Genomic DNA, 17,138 nt, shown 5'->3' with positions numbered 1-17,138 from the left:
GGGAAGCTGCATTGTGGGGTTCTGGGTGCCACTGCCGCTCCGTGCTTCGCTTTCCCCTCTTCTAAGGGGAAGCTGCATTCGTGGGCGTAACAGTCACTCCCCTGCCCTCGCTACTCCCCCTCGTCAAAAAGGGGCCGCATTCGTGGGTTCTGGGTGTAACCGCTGCTTTCGCTGTTCGCCCGTCAAAGGGGGCGCATTTGTGCGGTTCTGGTGTAGCCGCCACTCCCCTGCTCCGCGGTACCCCTCTTCAAAGGGGGAAGCCGCATTCGTGAACGGTTGCCAGCTCGCCCCCGCTCTGGCTGTTTCCGCCTTTGAGAAGGGGGGCTGGGGGGATTTGCTCCGCCCGCTACAGATGCTTCAACGTCTCCCGCAGCGCCGACACGCAGCGCCGGCTGACTTCCAGCGGCTGCTTGCCGTGGCGCAGCACCGCCTGGACGTGGCCGTCCGGGCAGCGCTTGAGCTCGACGATCTCGTGGCGGGCGACCAGGCAGTTGCGGTGGATGCGCACGAAGCGCTCGCCGAACTCGTCTTCCAGCGACTTCAGCGATTCCTCGATCAGGTCCTCGCCGCGCGCGTGGTGGACTATCACGTACTTCTCTTCGGCGTGCAGGTAATGCACGTCCTCGATCGGGATCAGGCGCAGGCTGCCGCGCAGGCGCGCGCACAGGTGGGTGCGGCGCTGGCCCGGCGCGACCTCGCCGCCGCGCTCGCGCCCGGCGGCGAAGGTGCGCACGCGTTCCAGCGCGGCGCTCAGGCGTTCGGCACGGACCGGCTTGACCAGGTAGTCGATCGCCTCGGCCTCGAACGCCGACAGCGCGTGGGCGTCGTAGGCGGTGCAGAACACCACCGCCGGGCGCGGTTCGAACGCGGCCAGATGGCGCGCGGCCTCCAGGCCGTCGATGCCGGGCATGGCGATGTCCAGCAGCACCAGGTCGGGCTGGTGCTCGGCGCAGGCGTGCAGGGCGTGCTGGCCGTCGGCGGCCTCGGCCACCACCTCGACGTCGTGCAGCTCGGCCAGCAGAGCGCGCAGGCGCTCGCGCGCCAGCGGCTCGTCGTCGGCAATGACTATCCTCATTGCGGCCCTCATCGGTACAGCGCCTCCACCCCGGTCGGCACGTGCAGTTCGCACAGATAGTAGTCCTGCGCCCAGCCCGCGGTCATCCGGGCCTGCGGGCCGTAGGCGTAGCGCAGGCGCTGGCCGATGCTGCGCTGGGCGTGGCGGGTACCGCTGCCGGGGCCTTCCGGCGGCGGCGGGGCCGGATTGCGCACCCGCAGCACCAGCATCTGGCCGCTCACCAGCAGCTCGATTTCCAGGGTCCCGCCGCCCTGCAGGCGCGAAATGCCGTGCAGCACCGCGTTCTCGACCAGGGGCTGCAGGACCAGGCGCGGCATCGGCAGGGTCCAGGGCAGCGGCTCGTGCTTGCGCCATTCCACCTGCAGGCGGTCGCCCAGGCGCAGCTGCTCGATCGCCAGGTAGCGCTCGGACAGCTCGACCTCCTCGGCCAGGCTGGAGTCGGACTCGCCGGCGCCGAGCGCGGCGCGGAACAGGTCCGACAGGTCCAGCACCGCGCGCTCGGCCACCACCGGGTCGCTGCGCACCAGGCCGGCGATGGTGTTCATGCTGTTGAAGAGGAAGTGCGGCTTGATCCGCGCCTGCAGCGCATCGACCTCGGCGCGCGCACTGGCGCGCACCTGCGCCTTCCAGCCGTCGTTGATATAGAGGTAACGCAGCACCACGCCGACCGCGAGCATGGTCACCGCCGCGGTGCCCAGGCTGAAACGCGCGAACGAGACGCCCGGCGGCACCAGGCTGGCGCCGACGGCGTGGTCGATCGAATGGGTGATCGCGGCGAAGGTCGCGCCGAGCAGGGCCGCGGCCGCGGTCGCGATCACGCCGCCGAGGCTGGCCGGCAGCCGCAGCAGGCGTTCGCGCGAGACGCACAGCAGCACCGACACGGTCAGCGCCAGCCACAGCGCGAAAGTGCTGCCGGACACGAAGCGCTGCCAGTCCCAGGGCGCGCCGCCGTCGGGCGCCAGCGCCAGCACGACCACGATCAGCTCGGCCATGCTCAGCATCACCACCAGCCGCGGCAGGCGGCACAGGTCGGGCAGCCAGGGTTCGCGCTCGCTGCCGGGGGCGCTCATGCTCAGGCGGCGAAGCGCCGCGACATCCAGTCGCCCAGGTCCTGGATCTGCTCCAGGCAGACCTGGTGCGCCATCGGATAGGCGTGCCAGTCCGGGTTCAGGCCGAGCGCGCGCAGCCGCGCCGCGCTGGTCTCGCCGGCGGCATAGGGCACCACCGGGTCGTGGCGGCCGTGGGCCATGAACACGGGCTGCGAGCGCGCGCCCTCGCGGGTTTCGCGGGCCAGCCGTTCCGGCATCGGCAGGTAGGTCGAGAGCGCGATCAGGCCCGCCAGCGGCTGTTCGCGACGCAGGCCCGCGGCCAGGGCCACCGCGCCGCCCTGCGAGAAGCCGGCCAGCAGCACCCGCGAGGCCGGCACGCCGCGCTCGGCTTCGCGCTCGATCAGGGCTTCGATCTGAGCCACCGATTCATCCACGCCGGCTTCGTCGGCGCGATGGTTGAAATCGCTGAAGTCGCGGATGTCGTACCAGGCGCGCATACGCACGCCGTTGTTGATGGTCACCGCGCGCACCGGCGCATGCGGGAACACGAAGCGCAGCGCCGGCCAGTCCGGGCGCAGCAGCTCGGGCACGATGGGCGCGAAATCGTTGCCGTCGGCGCCCAGGCCGTGCAGCCACAGCACGGACCAGGCCGGCGACGGGCCGGTTTCGTGTTCGACGGTATCCAGCAGGGGGGCGGTGGCAGTAGTCATCGCCGCATTGTGCGCGCAGGCCCCCGCGAGCCGCCAGCACCGGCGTCACGCCTGCGGCTCAGCCCTTGGGCAGGCGGAAACTCAGGGTCCGGCTGGTCGGCACGCGCTGACCGCCGGCCTCGAAGCGCCAGCGCGAGACCGCGGCCAGCGCGGCCTCGTCGAACACGCCCGGCGGCGTCGACGACAGCAGCCGCACGGCGGTCACGCTGCCGTCGGGCTGAATCACGAACGCGATCTGCACGCTGCCCTCGATGCGGCGATTGAGGGCGCTGAGCGGGTAACGCGGCGCGGAATCGCTGATCAGGCGCGGCAAGGGACGCGCGGCGGCCTCGTCGCGGCGCGGCGCCGGCGGCGCTGCGGCGATCGCGATCGGTTCGACCGGCGCCGGCGCGGGCACCGTGGCAACCGGCGGCGGCGCGGGCGCGGCCGATGCGGCTGGCGCAGCGGAGGCAGGCGCGCTCGATACAGGCGCGACCGATGCCGGCGCGGCCGGCTTGTTGGCCGCATTCGCGAGCGCCGTGGCGCGTTGCTGGGCCAGGCGCTGATCTTCGGCCTGCAACTCGGCTAAACGCTGGCTCTGCGCGGCACGCGCCGCGTCCAGGCCCGCGCGCAGACGCGGCAGCGCCGGCGCCTGCGCGTCCACGCGCGCGAGCAGGTCCAGCAGACGCTGGGCCTCGCTCAGTTCGCCGCCGGCCATCGCCTGTTCGGCGGCGATCAGCACGTAAGGCTGCAGTTCCTGCAGCGCATTGGCGACCGTGGCCTCGCCCGGCGCCTTGTCGCGCAAGGCGAGGTAGTACTCGACCGCGTTGTCGCCGGCCGGTGCGTAGGTGCGTTGGCCGCGCAGGGCCTCGGCGGCGAGCGTGCGCAGGCGCTCGATGTCGAGACTGGCCAGGGCCGGTCGCGCCGGTATCGCCTCCGGCGACGACGGGGCCTGCGCTTGCGGCGCCGGCTCGGCGCCGCAAGCGACCAGGCACGACAGCGCGGCGAAGGCCGCGCAGGTCCGAACCCACTTCATGACACGCCCCCTGTAGACGAGGCGCGCAGTCTGGCCAGCGCATGTGACGCCCGTGCGGCACGCACTGTGCCGTATCGGCGCAATTGTGTATCGCCGCACCCGGCCCGTACCCTAGCGGCCATGTCCGGTCTGCCGCCCCTGTCCTCGATCCTGCGCTGCCTGGTCTTCGGCCTGCTGATCGCCATGGCCGTGGTCCGGCCGGCGCTGGCGTTCGCCGAGGAGGCGCGCGAGATCGCATCGATCGGCGGCGCGCAGAGCGAATCGGCCCTGGGCGAGCACGGCCATGACCATCCGCCGGGCCAGCCCGGCAGCGACGGCGACAGCGACAACCGCTGGCACCTGAGCCACTGCTGCGGCCAGCAGGCCGCGGTACTGCCGCGTTACGAGTTGGGCGTGACCGCGCCCGCCACCCGCGAGGCGATTCCGCCGCGCGCGTTCGCGTTCGTGCCGGCGCCGTTGCCGGCGCCGTTCCGCCCCCCGATCGCGGACTGACGTCGCCGCCGGCCTGAGCCGGCCGATCGTTCCTGTCCCGATTCGGAGTATTCCCTCATGTGGTTGCGTCCAGCGGCTTCGGCCGTCCTGGCGGCTGCGTTGTGCTTTCCTGCACGCGCGCAGTTGCCCCCTGCTGTTTCCGCCGCGGCCCCGCGCCCGGCGGTGTTCACTCTCGACGACGCGCTCGCGCGCATCGACGCCTCGCATCCCGACCTGCGCCTGTTCGGCCAGCGCCGCGACGCGCTCGCGGCCGAACTCGACCGCGCCGGCCAGCGCCCGGCGCTGGTCGCCGGCGCTAGCCTGGAGAACGCGTTCGGCAGCGGCGACCTGCGCATGCTGCGCGGCGCCGAACTGTCCCTGACCCTGGCCTCGGTATTCGAACGCGGCGGCAAGCTCGACGCACGCCGTGCGTTGGCGCAGGGCCGGATCGACGCGCTCGCGCTCGAACGCGAGAGCCGTCGCCTCGATCTGTTGGCCGAAGCTGCGCGGCGTTATCTCGCCATCGCCGTCGCCCAGCGCCGGATCGAACTCGCCCAACTTGATATCGCCCAGCGCAAACGCAGCGTCGCCGCCGCGCGTCAGCGCCTGATCGCCGGCGCCTCGCCGGAATCGGGCCTGCTGACCGCGCAGGCCGCGCAGGCGCGCGCCGAACTCGACCGCGGCCGCAGCGAGCAGGCCCTGCTCGCCGCACGTCAGCACCTGGCCGCGCTGTGGGGCGAACGCGACCCCGGCTTCGCCCAGGTCGCCGGCGATCCGTATGCCTTGCCGAAGATCGCCGACGCCGATGCGCTCGCCGCTTTGCTCGAACGCACGCCGGAACTGACCCGCTTCGTCGACGCGCGACGCATCGGCGAGGCGCGCCTGCGCCTGGCCCAGAGCCAGGCCAGCGCCGATCTGGACTGGCAGGCCGGCGTGCGCCGCCTGCAGGACGGCGGCGATCTGGCGCTGCTCGGCGGGGTGTCGTTCGCGCTGGGCGCGCGCGGCCGCGCCGAACCGGAGATCCGCGGCGCGCGCGCCGAACTGGCGAGCGTGGAGACCGAACGCGAAATCCAGGGTCTGGCGCTGTACTCGACCCTGGTCGAAGCGCACGGCCGCTATCGCGTCGCCGCGCTCGAAGTCGGGCGATTGCAGGAGGACGTGCTGCCGCGCCTGAAGCGCGCCGAGGACGCGGCCGAGTACGCCTACCGCGCCGGCGCGATCGGCTATCTCGAACTGGCCCTGCTGCAGGCCGAAAGCGTGGCCGCGCGCAAGCAGCGCCTGGACGCTGCACTGGAAGCGCAGCTCGCCCTGATCGAAATCCAGCGCCTCACCGGCGAGTCCTTCGTCGTCGCCGACGCCACCCCCACCGGAGCCGCCCCATGAAGCCCGAACTGTTGCTCGCCGCGGGCCTGCTGGCCCTGACCCTGAGCGCCTGCGGCAAGGACGACGCGCGCGCCGCGCCGCCGGCCGGTGCGAAAGCCGCGCCTGCCGACGAGGCCGGCGCCGGCCACGACGAAGGCGTCGCCGATCACGGGGAGCAAGCCGAAAGCACGACCATCCCCGCCGCGATCGCACGCCAGTCCGGCATCGTGGTGGCCGCCGCCGGCCCCGGCATCATCGCCGACGAACACGAGGTGCAGGGCCTGGTCACGCCGCTGGAAGGCCGCGTCGCCCGCGTCACCGCCCGCTATCCCGGCCCGGTGCGCACGCTGCGCGCGAACGTCGGCGACCGCGTGCGCGCCGGCCAGACCCTGGCCACCATCGACAGCAACCTCAGCCTGACCACCTACGCCATCGCCGCACCGATCTCCGGCGTGGTGCTGGCGCGCAACGCCGCGTTCGGCGAAGTCGCGACCGAAGGCACCGCCCTGTTCGAGATCGCCGACCTGTCGACGCTGTGGGTCGACCTGCATGTGTTCGGCGCCGACGCCTCGCACCTGCGACCGGGCCTGCCGGTCACGGTGATGCGCATGGGCGAGGACAGCGGCGTCGCCACCACCCTGGACCGGATCCTGCCCGGCACCGCGACCGCCAGCCAGAGCACCGTCGCGCGCGCCTCCATCGCCAACGCCGACGGTCTGTGGCGCCCTGGCTCGGCGGTGCGCGCGCGGGTCACGGTGGAACTGCAGCCGGTCGCGCTGGCGGTACCGCTGAGCGCGCTGCAGCGCATGGACGAACGCGACGTGGTGTTCGTGCGCGAGGGCGAGCGCTACAGCGCGCGGCCGCTGCGCATCGGCCGCCGCGATGCGCGCCGCATGGAAGTGATCTCGGGCCTGAAGGCCGGCGAACAGGTGGTGGTCGAACAGAGCTTCCTGATCAAGGCCGACATCGAAAAGTCGGGGGCCGCGCATGAGCACTGACCGCGACACCGCGCGCAGCGGCGTGCTGGAACGGATCATCGGCTACGCGATCGCGCACCGCTGGCTGATGCTGGCGCTGACCCTGGCCCTGATCGGGCTGGGCGTGTGGAGCTTCCGCCAGTTGCCGATCGACGCGACGCCCGACATCACCAACGTCCAGGTCCAGATCAACACCCAGGTACCGGGCTATTCGCCGCTGGAAGCCGAACAGCGCGTGACCTTCCCGATCGAGACCGCGCTGGCCGGCGTGCCCGAACTCGACTACACCCGTTCGCTGTCGCGCTACGGCCTGTCGCAGGTCACGGTCGTGTTCAAGGACGGCACCGACCTGTATTTCGCCCGCCAGCAGGTCGCCGAGCGGCTGCAGCAGGTGAAGTCGCAGATACCGGCCGGGCTGGAACCCGAACTCGGCCCGACCGCGACCGGCCTGGGCGAGATCTTCATGTACACCGTCGACGCCGAGCCGAAGGCGCGCAAGGCCGACGGCATGCCCTACACCGCCACCGACCTGCGCACCCTGCAGGACTGGATGATCCGCCCGCAGCTGCGCAACACGCCCGGCGTTACCGAGGTCAACACCATCGGTGGTTACGCGCGCCAGATTCACATCACCCCGGATCCGGCGCGGCTGATGGCATTGAACCTGAGCCAGCGCGACGTGGTCGCCGCGCTCGCGGCCAACAACCAGAACGTCGGCGCCGGCTACATCGAACGCAACGGCGAGCAGTTCCTGGTGCGCGTACCGGGCCAGATCGCCGGCATCGAGGCGATCGGCGACATCGTGCTCGACCGCCGCGACGGCGTGCCGATCCGCGTCCGCGACGTGGCCGCGGTCGGCGAAGGCCAGGAACTGCGCAGCGGCGCGGCGACCCAGAACGGCCGCGAGGTCGTGCTGGGCACGGTGTTCATGCTGGTCGGCGCCAACAGCCGCGAAGTCTCGCAAGCCGCGGCCGAAAAGCTCCAGGCCGCCAACGCCAGCCTGCCCAAGGGCGTCAGCGCCAATCCGGTCTACGACCGCACGTCCCTGGTCGGCCGCACCATCGCCACCGTGTCCAAGAACCTGGTCGAAGGCGCGCTGCTGGTGGTGGTGGTGCTGTTCCTGCTGCTGGGCAACTTCCGCGCCGCGCTGATCACCGCGCTGGTGATACCGCTGGCGATGCTGTTCACCATCACCGGCATGGTCCGCGGCGGCGTCTCGGGCAATCTGATGAGCCTGGGCGCGCTCGACTTCGGCCTGATCGTCGACGGTGCGGTGATCATCATCGAGAACTGCCTGCGCCGCTTCGGCGAAGCCCAGCATGCGCTCGGCCGCGAGATGAGCGACGAGGAACGCCACGAACTCACCGCCAGCGCCACCGCCGAGGTGATCCGTCCCAGCCTGTTCGGCCTGGGCATCATCACCGCGGTTTATCTGCCGATCTTCGCGCTCAGCGGCATCGAAGGAAAAATGTTCCACCCCATGGCGATCACCGTGGTGCTGGCGCTGACCGGGGCGATGCTGCTGTCGCTGAGCTTCGTCCCGGCCGCGGTCGCGATCTTCCTGGGCGGCAAGGTCGCGGAAAAGGAAAACCGCGCGATGGCCTGGCTCAAGCGCCGCTACGAGCCGGCATTGGCCTGGGCGCTGCGCAGCCGCACTGCGGTGATGGCCGGCACCGTGGCGCTGGTGCTGCTCAGCGGCGCGCTGGCCCTGCGCATGGGCAGCGAGTTCGTGCCCAGCCTGGACGAAGGCGACGTCGCGGTGCAGGCCATGCGCATCCCCGGCACCAGCCTGAGCCAGTCGGTGACGATGCAGAAGACCATGGAACAGGCCTTCCTGGCCCTGCCCGAAGTCGAGCGGGTGTTCAGCAAGATCGGCACCGCCGAAGTCGCCAGCGACCCGATGCCGCCCTCGGTGGCCGACACCTTCCTGATGCTCAAGCGGCGCGATCGCTGGCCCGACCCGGGCAAGCCCAAGGCCGCGCTGATGGAGGAGATCGAGGCCGTGGCGCGGCGCCTGCCCGGCAACAACTACGAGTTCACTCAGCCGATCCAGATGCGCATGAACGAGCTGATCTCGGGCGTGCGCGCCGATGTCGCGATCAAGGTCTACGGCGACGACCTGCCGCGCCTGCTCAAGCTGGCGCAGAAGATCGAGGCCGTGGCCAAGCGCGTGCCCGGCGCGGCCGACGTCAAGACCGAACAGGCCACCGGTCTGCCCATGCTCAGCATCGAGCCGGACCGGCGCGCGCTGGCGGTGTACGGCCTCAACCCGGCGGCGGTGCAGGAAACGGTAGCGACCGCGGTCGGCGGCGAAGTCGCCGGCCAGCTGTTCGAAGGCGACCGCCGCTTCGATCTGGTGGTGCGCCTGCCCGAAGCGCTGCGCCAGGACCCGGCCGCGCTCGCCGACCTGCCGATCCCGCTGCCGCCGCGCAGCGAGGGCGATACCGACGAATCCAGCCGCGCCGCGACCTGGAGCGGCGGCGCGCCGCGCACGGTGCCGCTGCGCGAGGTCGCCAGGTTGAATCCGATCCTGGGCCCGAACCAGATCAACCGCGAGAACGGCAAGCGCCGGATCGTGGTGACCGCGAACGTGCGCGACCGCGACCTCGGCGGTTTCGTCGCCGAGCTGCGCCAGCGCATCGACGCCGAAGTGAAAGTGCCCGAGGGCTACTGGATCGGCTACGGCGGCACTTTCGAGCAGCTGATCTCGGCCAGCCGGCGCCTGGCGGTGGTGGTGCCGGTGACGCTGGTGGTGATCTTCGCTCTGTTGTTCATGGCCTTCGGTTCGGTCAAGGACGCGGCGATCGTGTTCAGCGGCGTGCCGCTGGCGCTGACCGGCGGCGTGATCGCGCTGGCGCTGCGCGGGATACCGCTGTCGATCTCGGCCGGCGTCGGCTTCATCGCGCTGTCGGGCGTGGCGGTGCTCAACGGCCTGGTGATGATCGCTTTCATCCGCAAGCTGCGCGAACAGGGCGACCGCCTCGACGACGCCATCGTCGACGGCGCGCTGGGGCGTCTGCGTCCGGTGATGATGACCGCGCTGGTGGCCTCGCTGGGCTTCCTGCCGATGGCCTTCAACGTCGGCGCCGGCTCGGAAGTGCAGCGACCGCTGGCGACAGTGGTGATCGGCGGCATCGTGTCCTCGACCCTGCTGACCTTGCTGGTGCTGCCGGTGCTGTACCGCTGGCTGCATCGCGGCGAGGAAGGCGGTCGCGACGCGACGCCGGCCGGCTGAAACGACGAAGCCCGCGGCGCGACGCCGCGGGCTTCAGTCCATGCGCCAACACGCCAGCGACTGTGGGAGCGGCGTGAGCCGCTGTGGGAGCGGCGTGAGCCGCGATCGCGATACCGCAGTTGCGTCGCAACCGCGAGGACGCGATCGCGGCTCGCGCCACTCCCCAGGCGGGGTTACGAGGCCGGGCAAGGACCGCCGGCGTCGGCCCAGAGTTTGAACTGGGCGACGAATTCGTCGTGCGGCACCGGCACCGGCAGACGGTTGCCGCCGGGCTCCCAGCCCCACAGCACCAGCTTGTCCTCGCTGACGTGCTTGAGCAGCGCGGCGAAGTCGCGGTCGCCGTTGCTGCGTTTGTCCTGGATCATTTCGCACAACTGCTTCGGCGGCAGACCGATCCAGGCCATCTTGTGCTCCGGCGGCGGCAACTGCCAATGCGGCGCGCCCGGCGGCGCGTTCGGGCCGTAGCTGGCCGGCAGGTTCTTCTCGCCATGGCAGGTCGCGCAGGGCAGGCCCGCGGCGCCCTTGCCGTCGGGGCCGCGCACCACGCCCATGGCGTGCGGCAGGCCGGCGTCGAACTGCAGCGGCTGGTCGCCGGGGATGTGGCAGTTCTGGCAGCGCGGGTGCTGGAACACCTTCTGCACGGTGGCGAAGGCCGCGACGGCTTTTTCGCGCTGCTCGGGGCTGGGCCGCGGGCCGCAGGCGGCGAGCGCGCAGATCAGGGCGATCGATAACGGTATGCGCATGTCGTCGTCCTCAGGCCTTCAGCCGCAGCGGCAGTTCGCGCAGGCGCTGGCCGGTCAACGCGAACACCGCGTTGGCGACGGCGGGCGCGATCGGCGCGGTACCGGGCTCGCCGGCGCCGCCCATGCGTTCGGTGCTGGGCACGATGTGGACCTCGACCTGCGGCATCTCGTGCAGGCGCAGCACCTGGTAGTCGTGGTAGTTCGATTCCTGCACGCGGCCGCCCTTGAAGTTCAGTGCGCTGTGCAGCGCCGCGCCCAGGCCGAAGGCGATGCCCGATTCCATCTGCGCGCGCACGCCTTCCGGATTGACCGCCACGCCGCAGTCGATGGCGCACACCACCCGGTGCACGCGGATCGCGCCGTTCTCGACCGAGACCTCGGCGATCTGCGCCAGATAGCTGCCGAAGGATTCGTGCACGGCGACGCCGCGGCCGCGGCCCTTGGCCGGCGCCACGCTCCAGCCGGCTTTCTCGGCGGCCAGGTTCAGCGCCCCGAGATGGCGCGGATGCGCCTTGAGCAGCGCGCGCCGGTATTCGACCGGATCCTTGCCGGCGGCGTGCGCGAGCTCGTCGATCAGGCTCTCCATCACGAAGGCGTTGTAACTGTGGCCGACCGATCGCCACCACAGCACCGGTATCCCGGTCTTGGGCGAATGCAGCTCGACGCGATGGTGGGCGATGTCCTTGAGGTAGGGCGAATCGGCGACGCCTTCGACCGAGGTCGAATCGATGCCGTTCTTGACCAGCGCCGCTTCGAACGGCGTGCCGCCGAGGATGGACTGCCCGACCAGGCGGTGCTGCCAGGCCACCGGATAGCCCTGCGCGTCGACGGCGATTTTCGCCTGCTGCAGGTACATGGGCCGGTAGTAGCCGCCGCGCACGTCGTCCTCGCGCGACCACACCGTCTTCACCGGCTTGCCCGCGGCCTTGGCCACCTGCACCGCTTCGGAAACGAAATCCGAGGTCGGGGTGGCGCGCCGGCCGAAGCCACCGCCCAGGAACATGGTGTGGATCATGACCTGCTCGGGCTTGAGCCCGAGAATGCCGGCCGCGACCTGCTGGTCCAGGGTCTGGAACTGGGTGCCGGTCCAGATTTCGCAACCGTCGCCGTCGATCTTCACCGTGCAGTTCAAGGGCTCCATCGGCGCATGCGCGAGATAGGGCACGTTGTATTCGGCGTCGAAGGTCTTGCCGGCCTTGGCCAGCGCGGCGGCGGCATCGCCGGCCTGCGCGGCGACGGTGCCCGGGGTCGCCGCGAGCTTGCGGAATTGCTCGCGCAGCGCCGCGGTGTCCAGCGCCGCGTTCGGTCCCAGGTCCCACTCGATCTGCAATGCGTCGCGGCCCTGCTTGGCGGCCCAGTAGTGATCGGCGACCACCGCCACGCCGGTCGGCACCTGGACCACGTCGCGCACGCCGGGCACGGCCTTGGCCTTGGCCGCGTCGAAGGATTTGACCTTGCCGCCGAACACCGGCGGCCGCGCGACCACCGCGGTCAGCAGGCCCTCGAACTGCACGTCCATGCCGAACTTCGCCCGGCCGGTGATTTTTTCGGGCGAGTCCAGGCGCTTGGTCGGCTTGCCGATCAGCTTCCAGTCCTTGGCCTGCTTGAGCACCGGCGCGGTCTTGGATACCGGCAATTTCGCCGCCGCGTCGGCGAGTTCGCCGTAGCGCGCGCGCTGGTTGCCGGCGATGGCCACGCCGTTCTCGGTGCGCACCTCCGACTCGGCCACGCCGAAGCGCTGCGCCGCGGCGGCGACCAGCAGCTGGCGCGCGGTCGCGCCGGCCTGGCGATAGCGGTCGAACTCGGACCAGGTGCTGGTGGAACCGCCGGTCATCTGCATGCCGAACGCGGTGTGCGCGTACGCCGGCGCCGCGGGCGCGTGCTCGACCCGGATCTTCGACCAGTCCGCGTCCAGTTCTTCGGCGACCAGCATCGACAGGCCGGTCCAGATGCCCTGCCCCATTTCGGAGTGCGCGATCAGCACGGTCACGCTGTCGTCGTTGCCGATGCGCAGGAAGGCGTTGGGGGCGAAGCCGGCCGCGGCGGCGGCTTCGGCGGGCGCGGCGAGCGCGAAACGGCGCGCGCCGGGTATCACGAAACCGATCACCAGCCCGCCACCGAGCAGGGCGCCGGCTTTGAGGAACTGACGTCGGGACGGCTGGGGCACGGCGTTCACGGCTAACCTCCGTTGAGTCGCGTGACGGACGGCGCGGGCGGCAGCGAAGCCGCGCGAGGTCCGGTTGCTGGCGTGGTCAGACCTGCTCTGACAGACCTGCCCTGATCAGACTTGTCCCGAGCCGGCCGCGCGCTTCACCGCCGCGCGGATCCGCGGGTAGGTGCCGCAACGGCAGATGTTGCCGGACAGGGCCTGATCGATATCGGTGTCGGTAGGCGCAGGCACCTTGGCCAGCAGCGCGGCCGCGGACATGATCTGGCCGGACTGGCAGTAGCCGCACTGGACCACATCGAGCTCGGCCCAGGCGCGCTGCACCGGATGGCTGCCGTCGGGCGACAGGCCTTCGATGGTCAGGATCTGCTTGCCTTCGACGGTCGATACCGGCGTCACGCAGGAGCGGCGCGGGGCGCCGTCGACGTGCACGGTGCAGGCGCCGCATTGGGCGATGCCGCAGCCGAACTTGGTGCCGGTGAGTTGCATCAGGTCGCGCAGGACCCAGAGCAAAGGCATGTCGGGTGGGGCGTCCACCTCGTGCTCGTTGCCGTTGACGTGCAGTTTCATGCATCCCTCGCGGCGGCTGGGGAAACGACAACATACGCCTGGCACGCGCGTTGTGCCAACCGGGTCCGGCGACCTCCGCGTCCCCCGCAGTACGGCGCCCCGGCGGAACGGCGCCCGGCAAATACCGCGTCAATGCGTTTGCAGGCGTCATGCCCAGACCGCATGATCGGGGCGTCGTCCGCGCCCAGGGAACCACCGTGCCAGACGCTCCGCCCGTTACTCCCGCCCTGCCCGCCGCCGGCGGCGTGCGCGGCATCCTGGAAGCCGCGGTGCGCGCGCAGGAACGCGGCGACGGCGCGACCCTGGCGCTGGTGCTGGAGACCGACGGTTCGACCTACGTGCACCCCGGCGCGCTGGCCCTGTTCGGCGCCCGCGACGGCCAGGCCGGCTGGCTCAGCGGCGGCTGCATCGAACCGGAGATCGAAACCCTGGCTGCGGACGCGGCGCGTTACGGCCGGGTCGAATGGATGGACATCGACACCCGCAGCGACGAGGACCTGTTCGACGGGTCGGCGATCGGCTGCCGCGGCCGCCTGCGCCTGGCGCTGCTGCCGCTGGCCGCGCTGCGTGAATTGCCGGCGCTGGTCGACGAATGGCGGCGCGGCCACGGCGACCTGCGCCTGGAGATCGACATCAACGGCGCGATGCGCGCCAACGTCGGCGACCTGCGCCGGCCCTGGACCCTGCCGGTGGCGACGCCGCCGTGGCTGGGCCGCGGCGCCACCGCGTGGCGGCTGGAGATCGCGCGGCCGCCGTCGGTGCTGGTGTTCGGCGCGGGACCGGAATCACCGGCGCTGCTGCCGCTGTTGCGCACCCTGGGCTGGGTCACCAGCGTCGTGGAGCGCCGCCCGCGCTGGTCGGCGCAAGCCGCGCTCGCCGACAGCGTGATCGCGCGCGCGCCGGCGCAGGCGCTATCGACCACGCGCCCGCACGACGCCGCGCTGGTCATGCACCACCATTTCGAACTCGACCGCGAGGCCCTGGAAGCGCTCGCCGCCAGCGACATCGGTTTCGTCGGCCTGCTCGGCCCGGGCCAGCGCCGCGACGACCTGTTCAAGGTGCTGCCCGAAACCGCGCGCGCGGCGCTGACGCCGCGTCTGCACGCGCCGATCGGACTCAAGCTCGGCGGCGACGGGCCGGAGGCGATCGCGCTCAGCATCGCGGCGCAGTTGCAGGCGCTGCGCCACACCCCGGCATGAGCGCGGCGCACGCGGCGGTGGTGCTGGCCGCCGGCGGCAGCCGCCGGCTCGGCCGCGCCAAACAGAACCTGAGCCGCGACGGCGAAACCCTGATCCACCGCGCCGTGCGCCTGGCCGCGCAGACCGGGCCGCGACGCCTGTTGGTCGTGCTCGGCGCCGACGCCGATGCGCTGCTGGCGGCGATCGCGGATCTGCCGGGCGAGCGGTTGTTCAATCGCGATTGGGAACAGGGCCTGGCCGGCAGCCTGCAATTGGCCGCCTCGGCGCTGGCCGCGCATGCCGGGCCGGTGCTGATACTCGGTTGCGATCAACCGGCCTTGGAGGCCACGCATCTGCAGCAGCTGATCGCCGCCGCGGCGACCGCGGCCTCGGGCTGCGCGGTCACCCGGCACGGCGACGCGCCGGGGATACCGGCGGCGATCTCAAGCGAATTGATGGCGCAGGCGGGCAGCCTGTACGGCGACCGCGGCTTCGGCCGCTTGCTGGCGCGCCGGCCGGCGCAGGAACTGGGCTGGCTCGACGACCCCGCCCTGCATCTGGACGTCGACGTGGAAGCCGACGTCGCCCGTGCCGTGGCCCTGGGCCTGCTGGATCGCAGCGCGGGCGCTTGAGAGGCGCCCATGCCGCCCGGCGCGGTCGTCCTCCGTTCCGGGCGGCATGGGCTTCACGCGGGCCTAGGGGACCAGCGTGCCGAACACTGCCTGCGAACGCGCGTCGTAGATGCGCAGCCACAGTCCGTTGCGTGTTTGTTGCGCGTAGCGCTGCGCCAGCGGCAGCACCGCTTCCAGTGCGGCCTCGGGGCTGAGGTAGACCTGCGCCAGTTCCGCGATGGAAGTGGTCAGGGCCTTGCCGTCGTTGCCTTCCCGCAGCTTCAGTTCGACGCGGAACATGGCGCTTCCTTGCTCTGTGATGAGGCGCCCCCGGCCCAGCTTCGACATTCCTGTCTCGGCGTCCATCTCCATGGCGGCGGCATCCTGCCGTTGCCTGAGGCCGTGCTGTCGGGGACGCGATCAATGTGCACTTTTCGTGACGCAAATAACGTCATCGGACTACCCGACCGCTTGTAGGACTTTTCCTACACGGCTAGCCCGGCGGGCGCCTGTCCGTCCAGGCGCGGCTGCAACTCCGCCAGGCCCTCGCGCATGGCGTCCAGGAACACCCGTACGCGCTCGGTGCGGCGCAGGTCCGGATGGGTCAACAGCCACAGATCGGTGCGCAGCTCGGGGATCGGGTCGCCGACCCGCACCAGGCGCGTATCGCCGTCGCAGAGGTAACAAGGCAGCACCGCCAGGCCGATCCCGACCGCGACCGAATCGCGCAACGCGAGCAGGCTGTTGCTGCGCAGCGCGGCACGCTCGTGATAGCCGCGCTTGCGCACCCATTGCGCCATCGAGATATGCGACAGGCTGTCGTCCGGCACCACCCAGTCGCAGTCGCCCAGGTCGGCGCCGGTAGCCAGCTGCATCCGGCGTGGCCGATACACCGCCGCGGCGATCGCCCCGACCTTGCGCCCGACCAGCGTCTCCGACGGTTGCCCGCCCGGGCGCAGGGCGACATCGGCCTCGCGTCGGCTGAGGTCGCGGGTGGCGTTGTCGGCGGTCAGCTCCAGCACGATGCGCGGATACGCCTGGCGGAACTTCGCCAGCAGCGGCGGCAGGAGGTCGTACAGCAGCGGCTCGACCGTGGTCACCCGCAAACTGCCGGCCGGCCGCGCGTCCAGGCCGGAGAGCCGGCGCTCGGTCGCCTCGATGCGTTCCTCGACCTCGGCCGCGACCCGCACCACCTCCTCGCCGGTCGCGGTCGGCGCGTAGCCGTCGCGCGCGCGTTCGAACAAACGCGCGCCGAGCTTGCGCTCGATCTCGTTGACGCGGCGGAACACGGTGGGGTGGCTCACGCCCAGGCGCTTGGCGGCGCCGTTGAGCGAGCCGGCGCGGCCGATGGCGAGGATGAAGCGGTAATCGTCCCAGGACATGGATTGTTCATTCATGCAATCACCGCTTGCACTTGTGTCGGAATGTATTTCACCGATGAACATCCTACTCTGCCCGCCGGACGCCCCGCACGGCGCCGCCGCCCCTCTCCCCGGAGCACGCTCATGTCGCAACGCCTCGATACCAACACCCTGCTGCCCGCCGGTCTCAAAGCCCTGGGCGCCCTGCACGCCGCGGTCCACGACAGCGGCCTGGAAGCCTCGCTGATCGACCTGATCAACCTGCGCGCCTCGCAGATCAACGGCTGCGGCTACTGCCTGTGGCTGCACACCCGCGAAGCCCTCGCCCACGGCGAAACTCCCGAGCGCCTGCAACTGCTGCGGGTGCCGGAGGAAGGTCCCTTCAGCGAACGCGAGCGCGCCGCCCTGGCCTGGACCGAAGCGGTCACCCGCGTCGCCGACGCGCCAGTGCCGGACGCGGTCTACGAACGCGCCCTGGCCGCGTTCGGCGAACGCGACCTGGGTGCGCTCAACTATGCGGTGATCGCGATCAACGCCTGGAACCGGCTCGCGATTCCGTTCCGCAAGGCGCCGCCGGCGGCGCACGGCGCGCACGCGGCGGCATGAACCCCCTC

At 71.4% G+C, this 17,138-nt stretch carries 16 protein-coding genes; 7 read left to right on the top strand and 9 right to left on the bottom strand.

All coding sequences use genetic code 11. From position 1 onward, the window contains the following. Positions 1-346: 346 nt before the first annotated feature. Genes ASE10_RS09975 through ASE10_RS09960 form a run of 4 tightly spaced genes read right to left on the bottom strand, consistent with a single transcriptional unit; the run spans position 347 to position 3,849 of the window. On the bottom strand, positions 347-1,087 hold the full coding sequence (locus ASE10_RS09975) for a LytTR family DNA-binding domain-containing protein (RefSeq protein WP_200944108.1): 741 nt from the start codon (positions 1,085-1,087) through the stop codon (positions 347-349). Further along, positions 1,084-2,145 carry a histidine kinase gene (locus ASE10_RS09970; protein ID WP_055908131.1) on the bottom strand — a complete coding sequence of 354 codons (1,062 nt, stop codon included), beginning with the start codon at positions 2,143-2,145 and terminating at the stop codon, positions 1,084-1,086. Before ASE10_RS09970 ends, ASE10_RS09975 begins: the two co-directional genes overlap by 4 nt. 2 nt (positions 2,146-2,147) lie before the next feature. Further along, entirely contained in the window at positions 2,148-2,834 is a 687-nt protein-coding gene (locus ASE10_RS09965; RefSeq protein WP_200944107.1) for an alpha/beta hydrolase, read from the bottom strand. Positions 2,835-2,892: 58 nt separating this feature from the next. Next, positions 2,893-3,849 carry an energy transducer TonB gene (locus ASE10_RS09960; RefSeq protein ID WP_056304792.1) on the bottom strand — a complete coding sequence of 319 codons (957 nt, stop codon included), beginning with the start codon at positions 3,847-3,849 and terminating at the stop codon, positions 2,893-2,895. Between the two features lie 120 nt (positions 3,850-3,969). Here ASE10_RS09960 and ASE10_RS09955 point away from each other — a divergent pair, with 120 nt between their 5' ends. The 4 genes from ASE10_RS09955 to ASE10_RS09940 are packed head-to-tail and all read left to right on the top strand — an operon-like array spanning position 3,970 to position 9,894. Further along, positions 3,970-4,341 carry a hypothetical protein gene (locus tag ASE10_RS09955; protein WP_055908127.1) on the top strand — a complete coding sequence of 124 codons (372 nt, stop codon included), beginning with the start codon at positions 3,970-3,972 and terminating at the stop codon, positions 4,339-4,341. Between the two features lie 57 nt (positions 4,342-4,398). Continuing rightward, a complete protein-coding gene (locus ASE10_RS09950; protein ID WP_055908124.1) occupies positions 4,399-5,703 on the top strand; it encodes a TolC family protein in 1,305 nt (434 codons plus the stop codon). Further along, the gene (locus tag ASE10_RS09945) at positions 5,700-6,680 is read left to right on the top strand and encodes an efflux RND transporter periplasmic adaptor subunit (protein WP_055908120.1); all 981 of its coding nucleotides are present in this window, start codon (positions 5,700-5,702) and stop codon (positions 6,678-6,680) included. The genes ASE10_RS09950 and ASE10_RS09945 overlap by 4 nt, the downstream gene beginning before the upstream one ends. 22 nt (positions 6,681-6,702) lie before the next feature. Then, the gene (locus tag ASE10_RS09940) at positions 6,703-9,894 is read left to right on the top strand and encodes a CusA/CzcA family heavy metal efflux RND transporter (RefSeq protein ID WP_056305253.1); all 3,192 of its coding nucleotides are present in this window, start codon (positions 6,703-6,705) and stop codon (positions 9,892-9,894) included. A 173-nt stretch (positions 9,895-10,067) separates the two neighbouring features. On the opposite strand, the gene ASE10_RS09935 is transcribed toward ASE10_RS09940, so the two are convergent. From ASE10_RS09935 to ASE10_RS09925, 3 genes are all read right to left on the bottom strand, one after another. Further along, positions 10,068-10,637 (bottom strand): hypothetical protein, encoded by a 570-nt coding sequence (locus tag ASE10_RS09935; protein WP_200944106.1) that lies wholly within the window; start codon positions 10,635-10,637, stop codon positions 10,068-10,070. 10 nt (positions 10,638-10,647) lie between these two features. Next, positions 10,648-12,813 carry a xanthine dehydrogenase family protein molybdopterin-binding subunit gene (locus tag ASE10_RS09930; RefSeq protein WP_055908115.1) on the bottom strand — a complete coding sequence of 722 codons (2,166 nt, stop codon included), beginning with the start codon at positions 12,811-12,813 and terminating at the stop codon, positions 10,648-10,650. A gap of 105 nt (positions 12,814-12,918) precedes the next feature. Then, positions 12,919-13,374, bottom strand: coding sequence for a (2Fe-2S)-binding protein (locus ASE10_RS09925; RefSeq protein WP_055908113.1), 456 nt, complete (start codon positions 13,372-13,374; stop codon positions 12,919-12,921). A 197-nt stretch (positions 13,375-13,571) separates the two neighbouring features. Here ASE10_RS09925 and ASE10_RS09920 point away from each other — a divergent pair, with 197 nt between their 5' ends. Both ASE10_RS09920 and ASE10_RS09915 read left to right on the top strand, forming a co-directional pair. Beyond that, the gene (locus ASE10_RS09920; RefSeq protein WP_235565885.1) at positions 13,572-14,573 is read left to right on the top strand and encodes an XdhC/CoxI family protein; all 1,002 of its coding nucleotides are present in this window, start codon (positions 13,572-13,574) and stop codon (positions 14,571-14,573) included. Beyond that, positions 14,570-15,184 (top strand): NTP transferase domain-containing protein, encoded by a 615-nt coding sequence (locus ASE10_RS09915; RefSeq protein WP_056304790.1) that lies wholly within the window; start codon positions 14,570-14,572, stop codon positions 15,182-15,184. Before ASE10_RS09920 ends, ASE10_RS09915 begins: the two co-directional genes overlap by 4 nt. A 63-nt stretch (positions 15,185-15,247) precedes the next feature. Here ASE10_RS09915 and ASE10_RS09910 read toward each other — a convergent pair whose 3' ends face one another. After that, the gene (locus ASE10_RS09910) at positions 15,248-15,535 is read right to left on the bottom strand and encodes a hypothetical protein (protein ID WP_157488355.1); all 288 of its coding nucleotides are present in this window, start codon (positions 15,533-15,535) and stop codon (positions 15,248-15,250) included. A 113-nt stretch (positions 15,536-15,648) separates the two neighbouring features. Further along, the gene (locus tag ASE10_RS09905) at positions 15,649-16,560 is read right to left on the bottom strand and encodes a LysR family transcriptional regulator (RefSeq protein ID WP_056304789.1); all 912 of its coding nucleotides are present in this window, start codon (positions 16,558-16,560) and stop codon (positions 15,649-15,651) included. A 108-nt stretch (positions 16,561-16,668) separates the two neighbouring features. Here ASE10_RS09905 and ASE10_RS09900 point away from each other — a divergent pair, with 108 nt between their 5' ends. Then, positions 16,669-17,130, top strand: a complete 462-nt coding sequence (locus ASE10_RS09900) for a carboxymuconolactone decarboxylase family protein (RefSeq protein ID WP_056304786.1) — start codon at positions 16,669-16,671, stop codon at positions 17,128-17,130. The last annotated feature ends 8 nt before the right edge of the window (positions 17,131-17,138 follow it).

This window comes from Lysobacter sp. Root76, assembly GCF_001428685.1.
Taxonomy (GTDB): Bacteria; Pseudomonadota; Gammaproteobacteria; order Xanthomonadales; family Xanthomonadaceae; genus Lysobacter.
This window is presented reverse-complemented; position numbering and strand designations above follow the sequence as displayed.

Bases quoted from the DNA above. Each gene is read 5' to 3' on its own strand.
- ASE10_RS09975 (WP_200944108.1), bottom strand. From the start codon at position 1,087: ATGAGGGCCGCAATGAGGATAGTCATTGCCGACGACGAGCCGCTGGCG.
- ASE10_RS09970 (WP_055908131.1), bottom strand. From the start codon at position 2,145: ATGAGCGCCCCCGGCAGCGAGCGCGAACCCTGGCTGCCCGACCTGTGC.
- ASE10_RS09965 (WP_200944107.1), bottom strand. From the start codon at position 2,834: ATGACTACTGCCACCGCCCCCCTGCTGGATACCGTCGAACACGAAACC.
- ASE10_RS09960 (WP_056304792.1), bottom strand. From the start codon at position 3,849: ATGAAGTGGGTTCGGACCTGCGCGGCCTTCGCCGCGCTGTCGTGCCTG.
- ASE10_RS09955 (WP_055908127.1), top strand. From the start codon at position 3,970: ATGTCCGGTCTGCCGCCCCTGTCCTCGATCCTGCGCTGCCTGGTCTTC.
- ASE10_RS09950 (WP_055908124.1), top strand. From the start codon at position 4,399: ATGTGGTTGCGTCCAGCGGCTTCGGCCGTCCTGGCGGCTGCGTTGTGC.
- ASE10_RS09945 (WP_055908120.1), top strand. From the start codon at position 5,700: ATGAAGCCCGAACTGTTGCTCGCCGCGGGCCTGCTGGCCCTGACCCTG.
- ASE10_RS09935 (WP_200944106.1), bottom strand. From the start codon at position 10,637: ATGCGCATACCGTTATCGATCGCCCTGATCTGCGCGCTCGCCGCCTGC.
- ASE10_RS09925 (WP_055908113.1), bottom strand. From the start codon at position 13,374: ATGAAACTGCACGTCAACGGCAACGAGCACGAGGTGGACGCCCCACCC.
- ASE10_RS09915 (WP_056304790.1), top strand. From the start codon at position 14,570: ATGAGCGCGGCGCACGCGGCGGTGGTGCTGGCCGCCGGCGGCAGCCGC.
- ASE10_RS09910 (WP_157488355.1), bottom strand. From the start codon at position 15,535: ATGGAGATGGACGCCGAGACAGGAATGTCGAAGCTGGGCCGGGGGCGC.
- ASE10_RS09905 (WP_056304789.1), bottom strand. From the start codon at position 16,560: ATGAATGAACAATCCATGTCCTGGGACGATTACCGCTTCATCCTCGCC.
- ASE10_RS09900 (WP_056304786.1), top strand. From the start codon at position 16,669: ATGTCGCAACGCCTCGATACCAACACCCTGCTGCCCGCCGGTCTCAAA.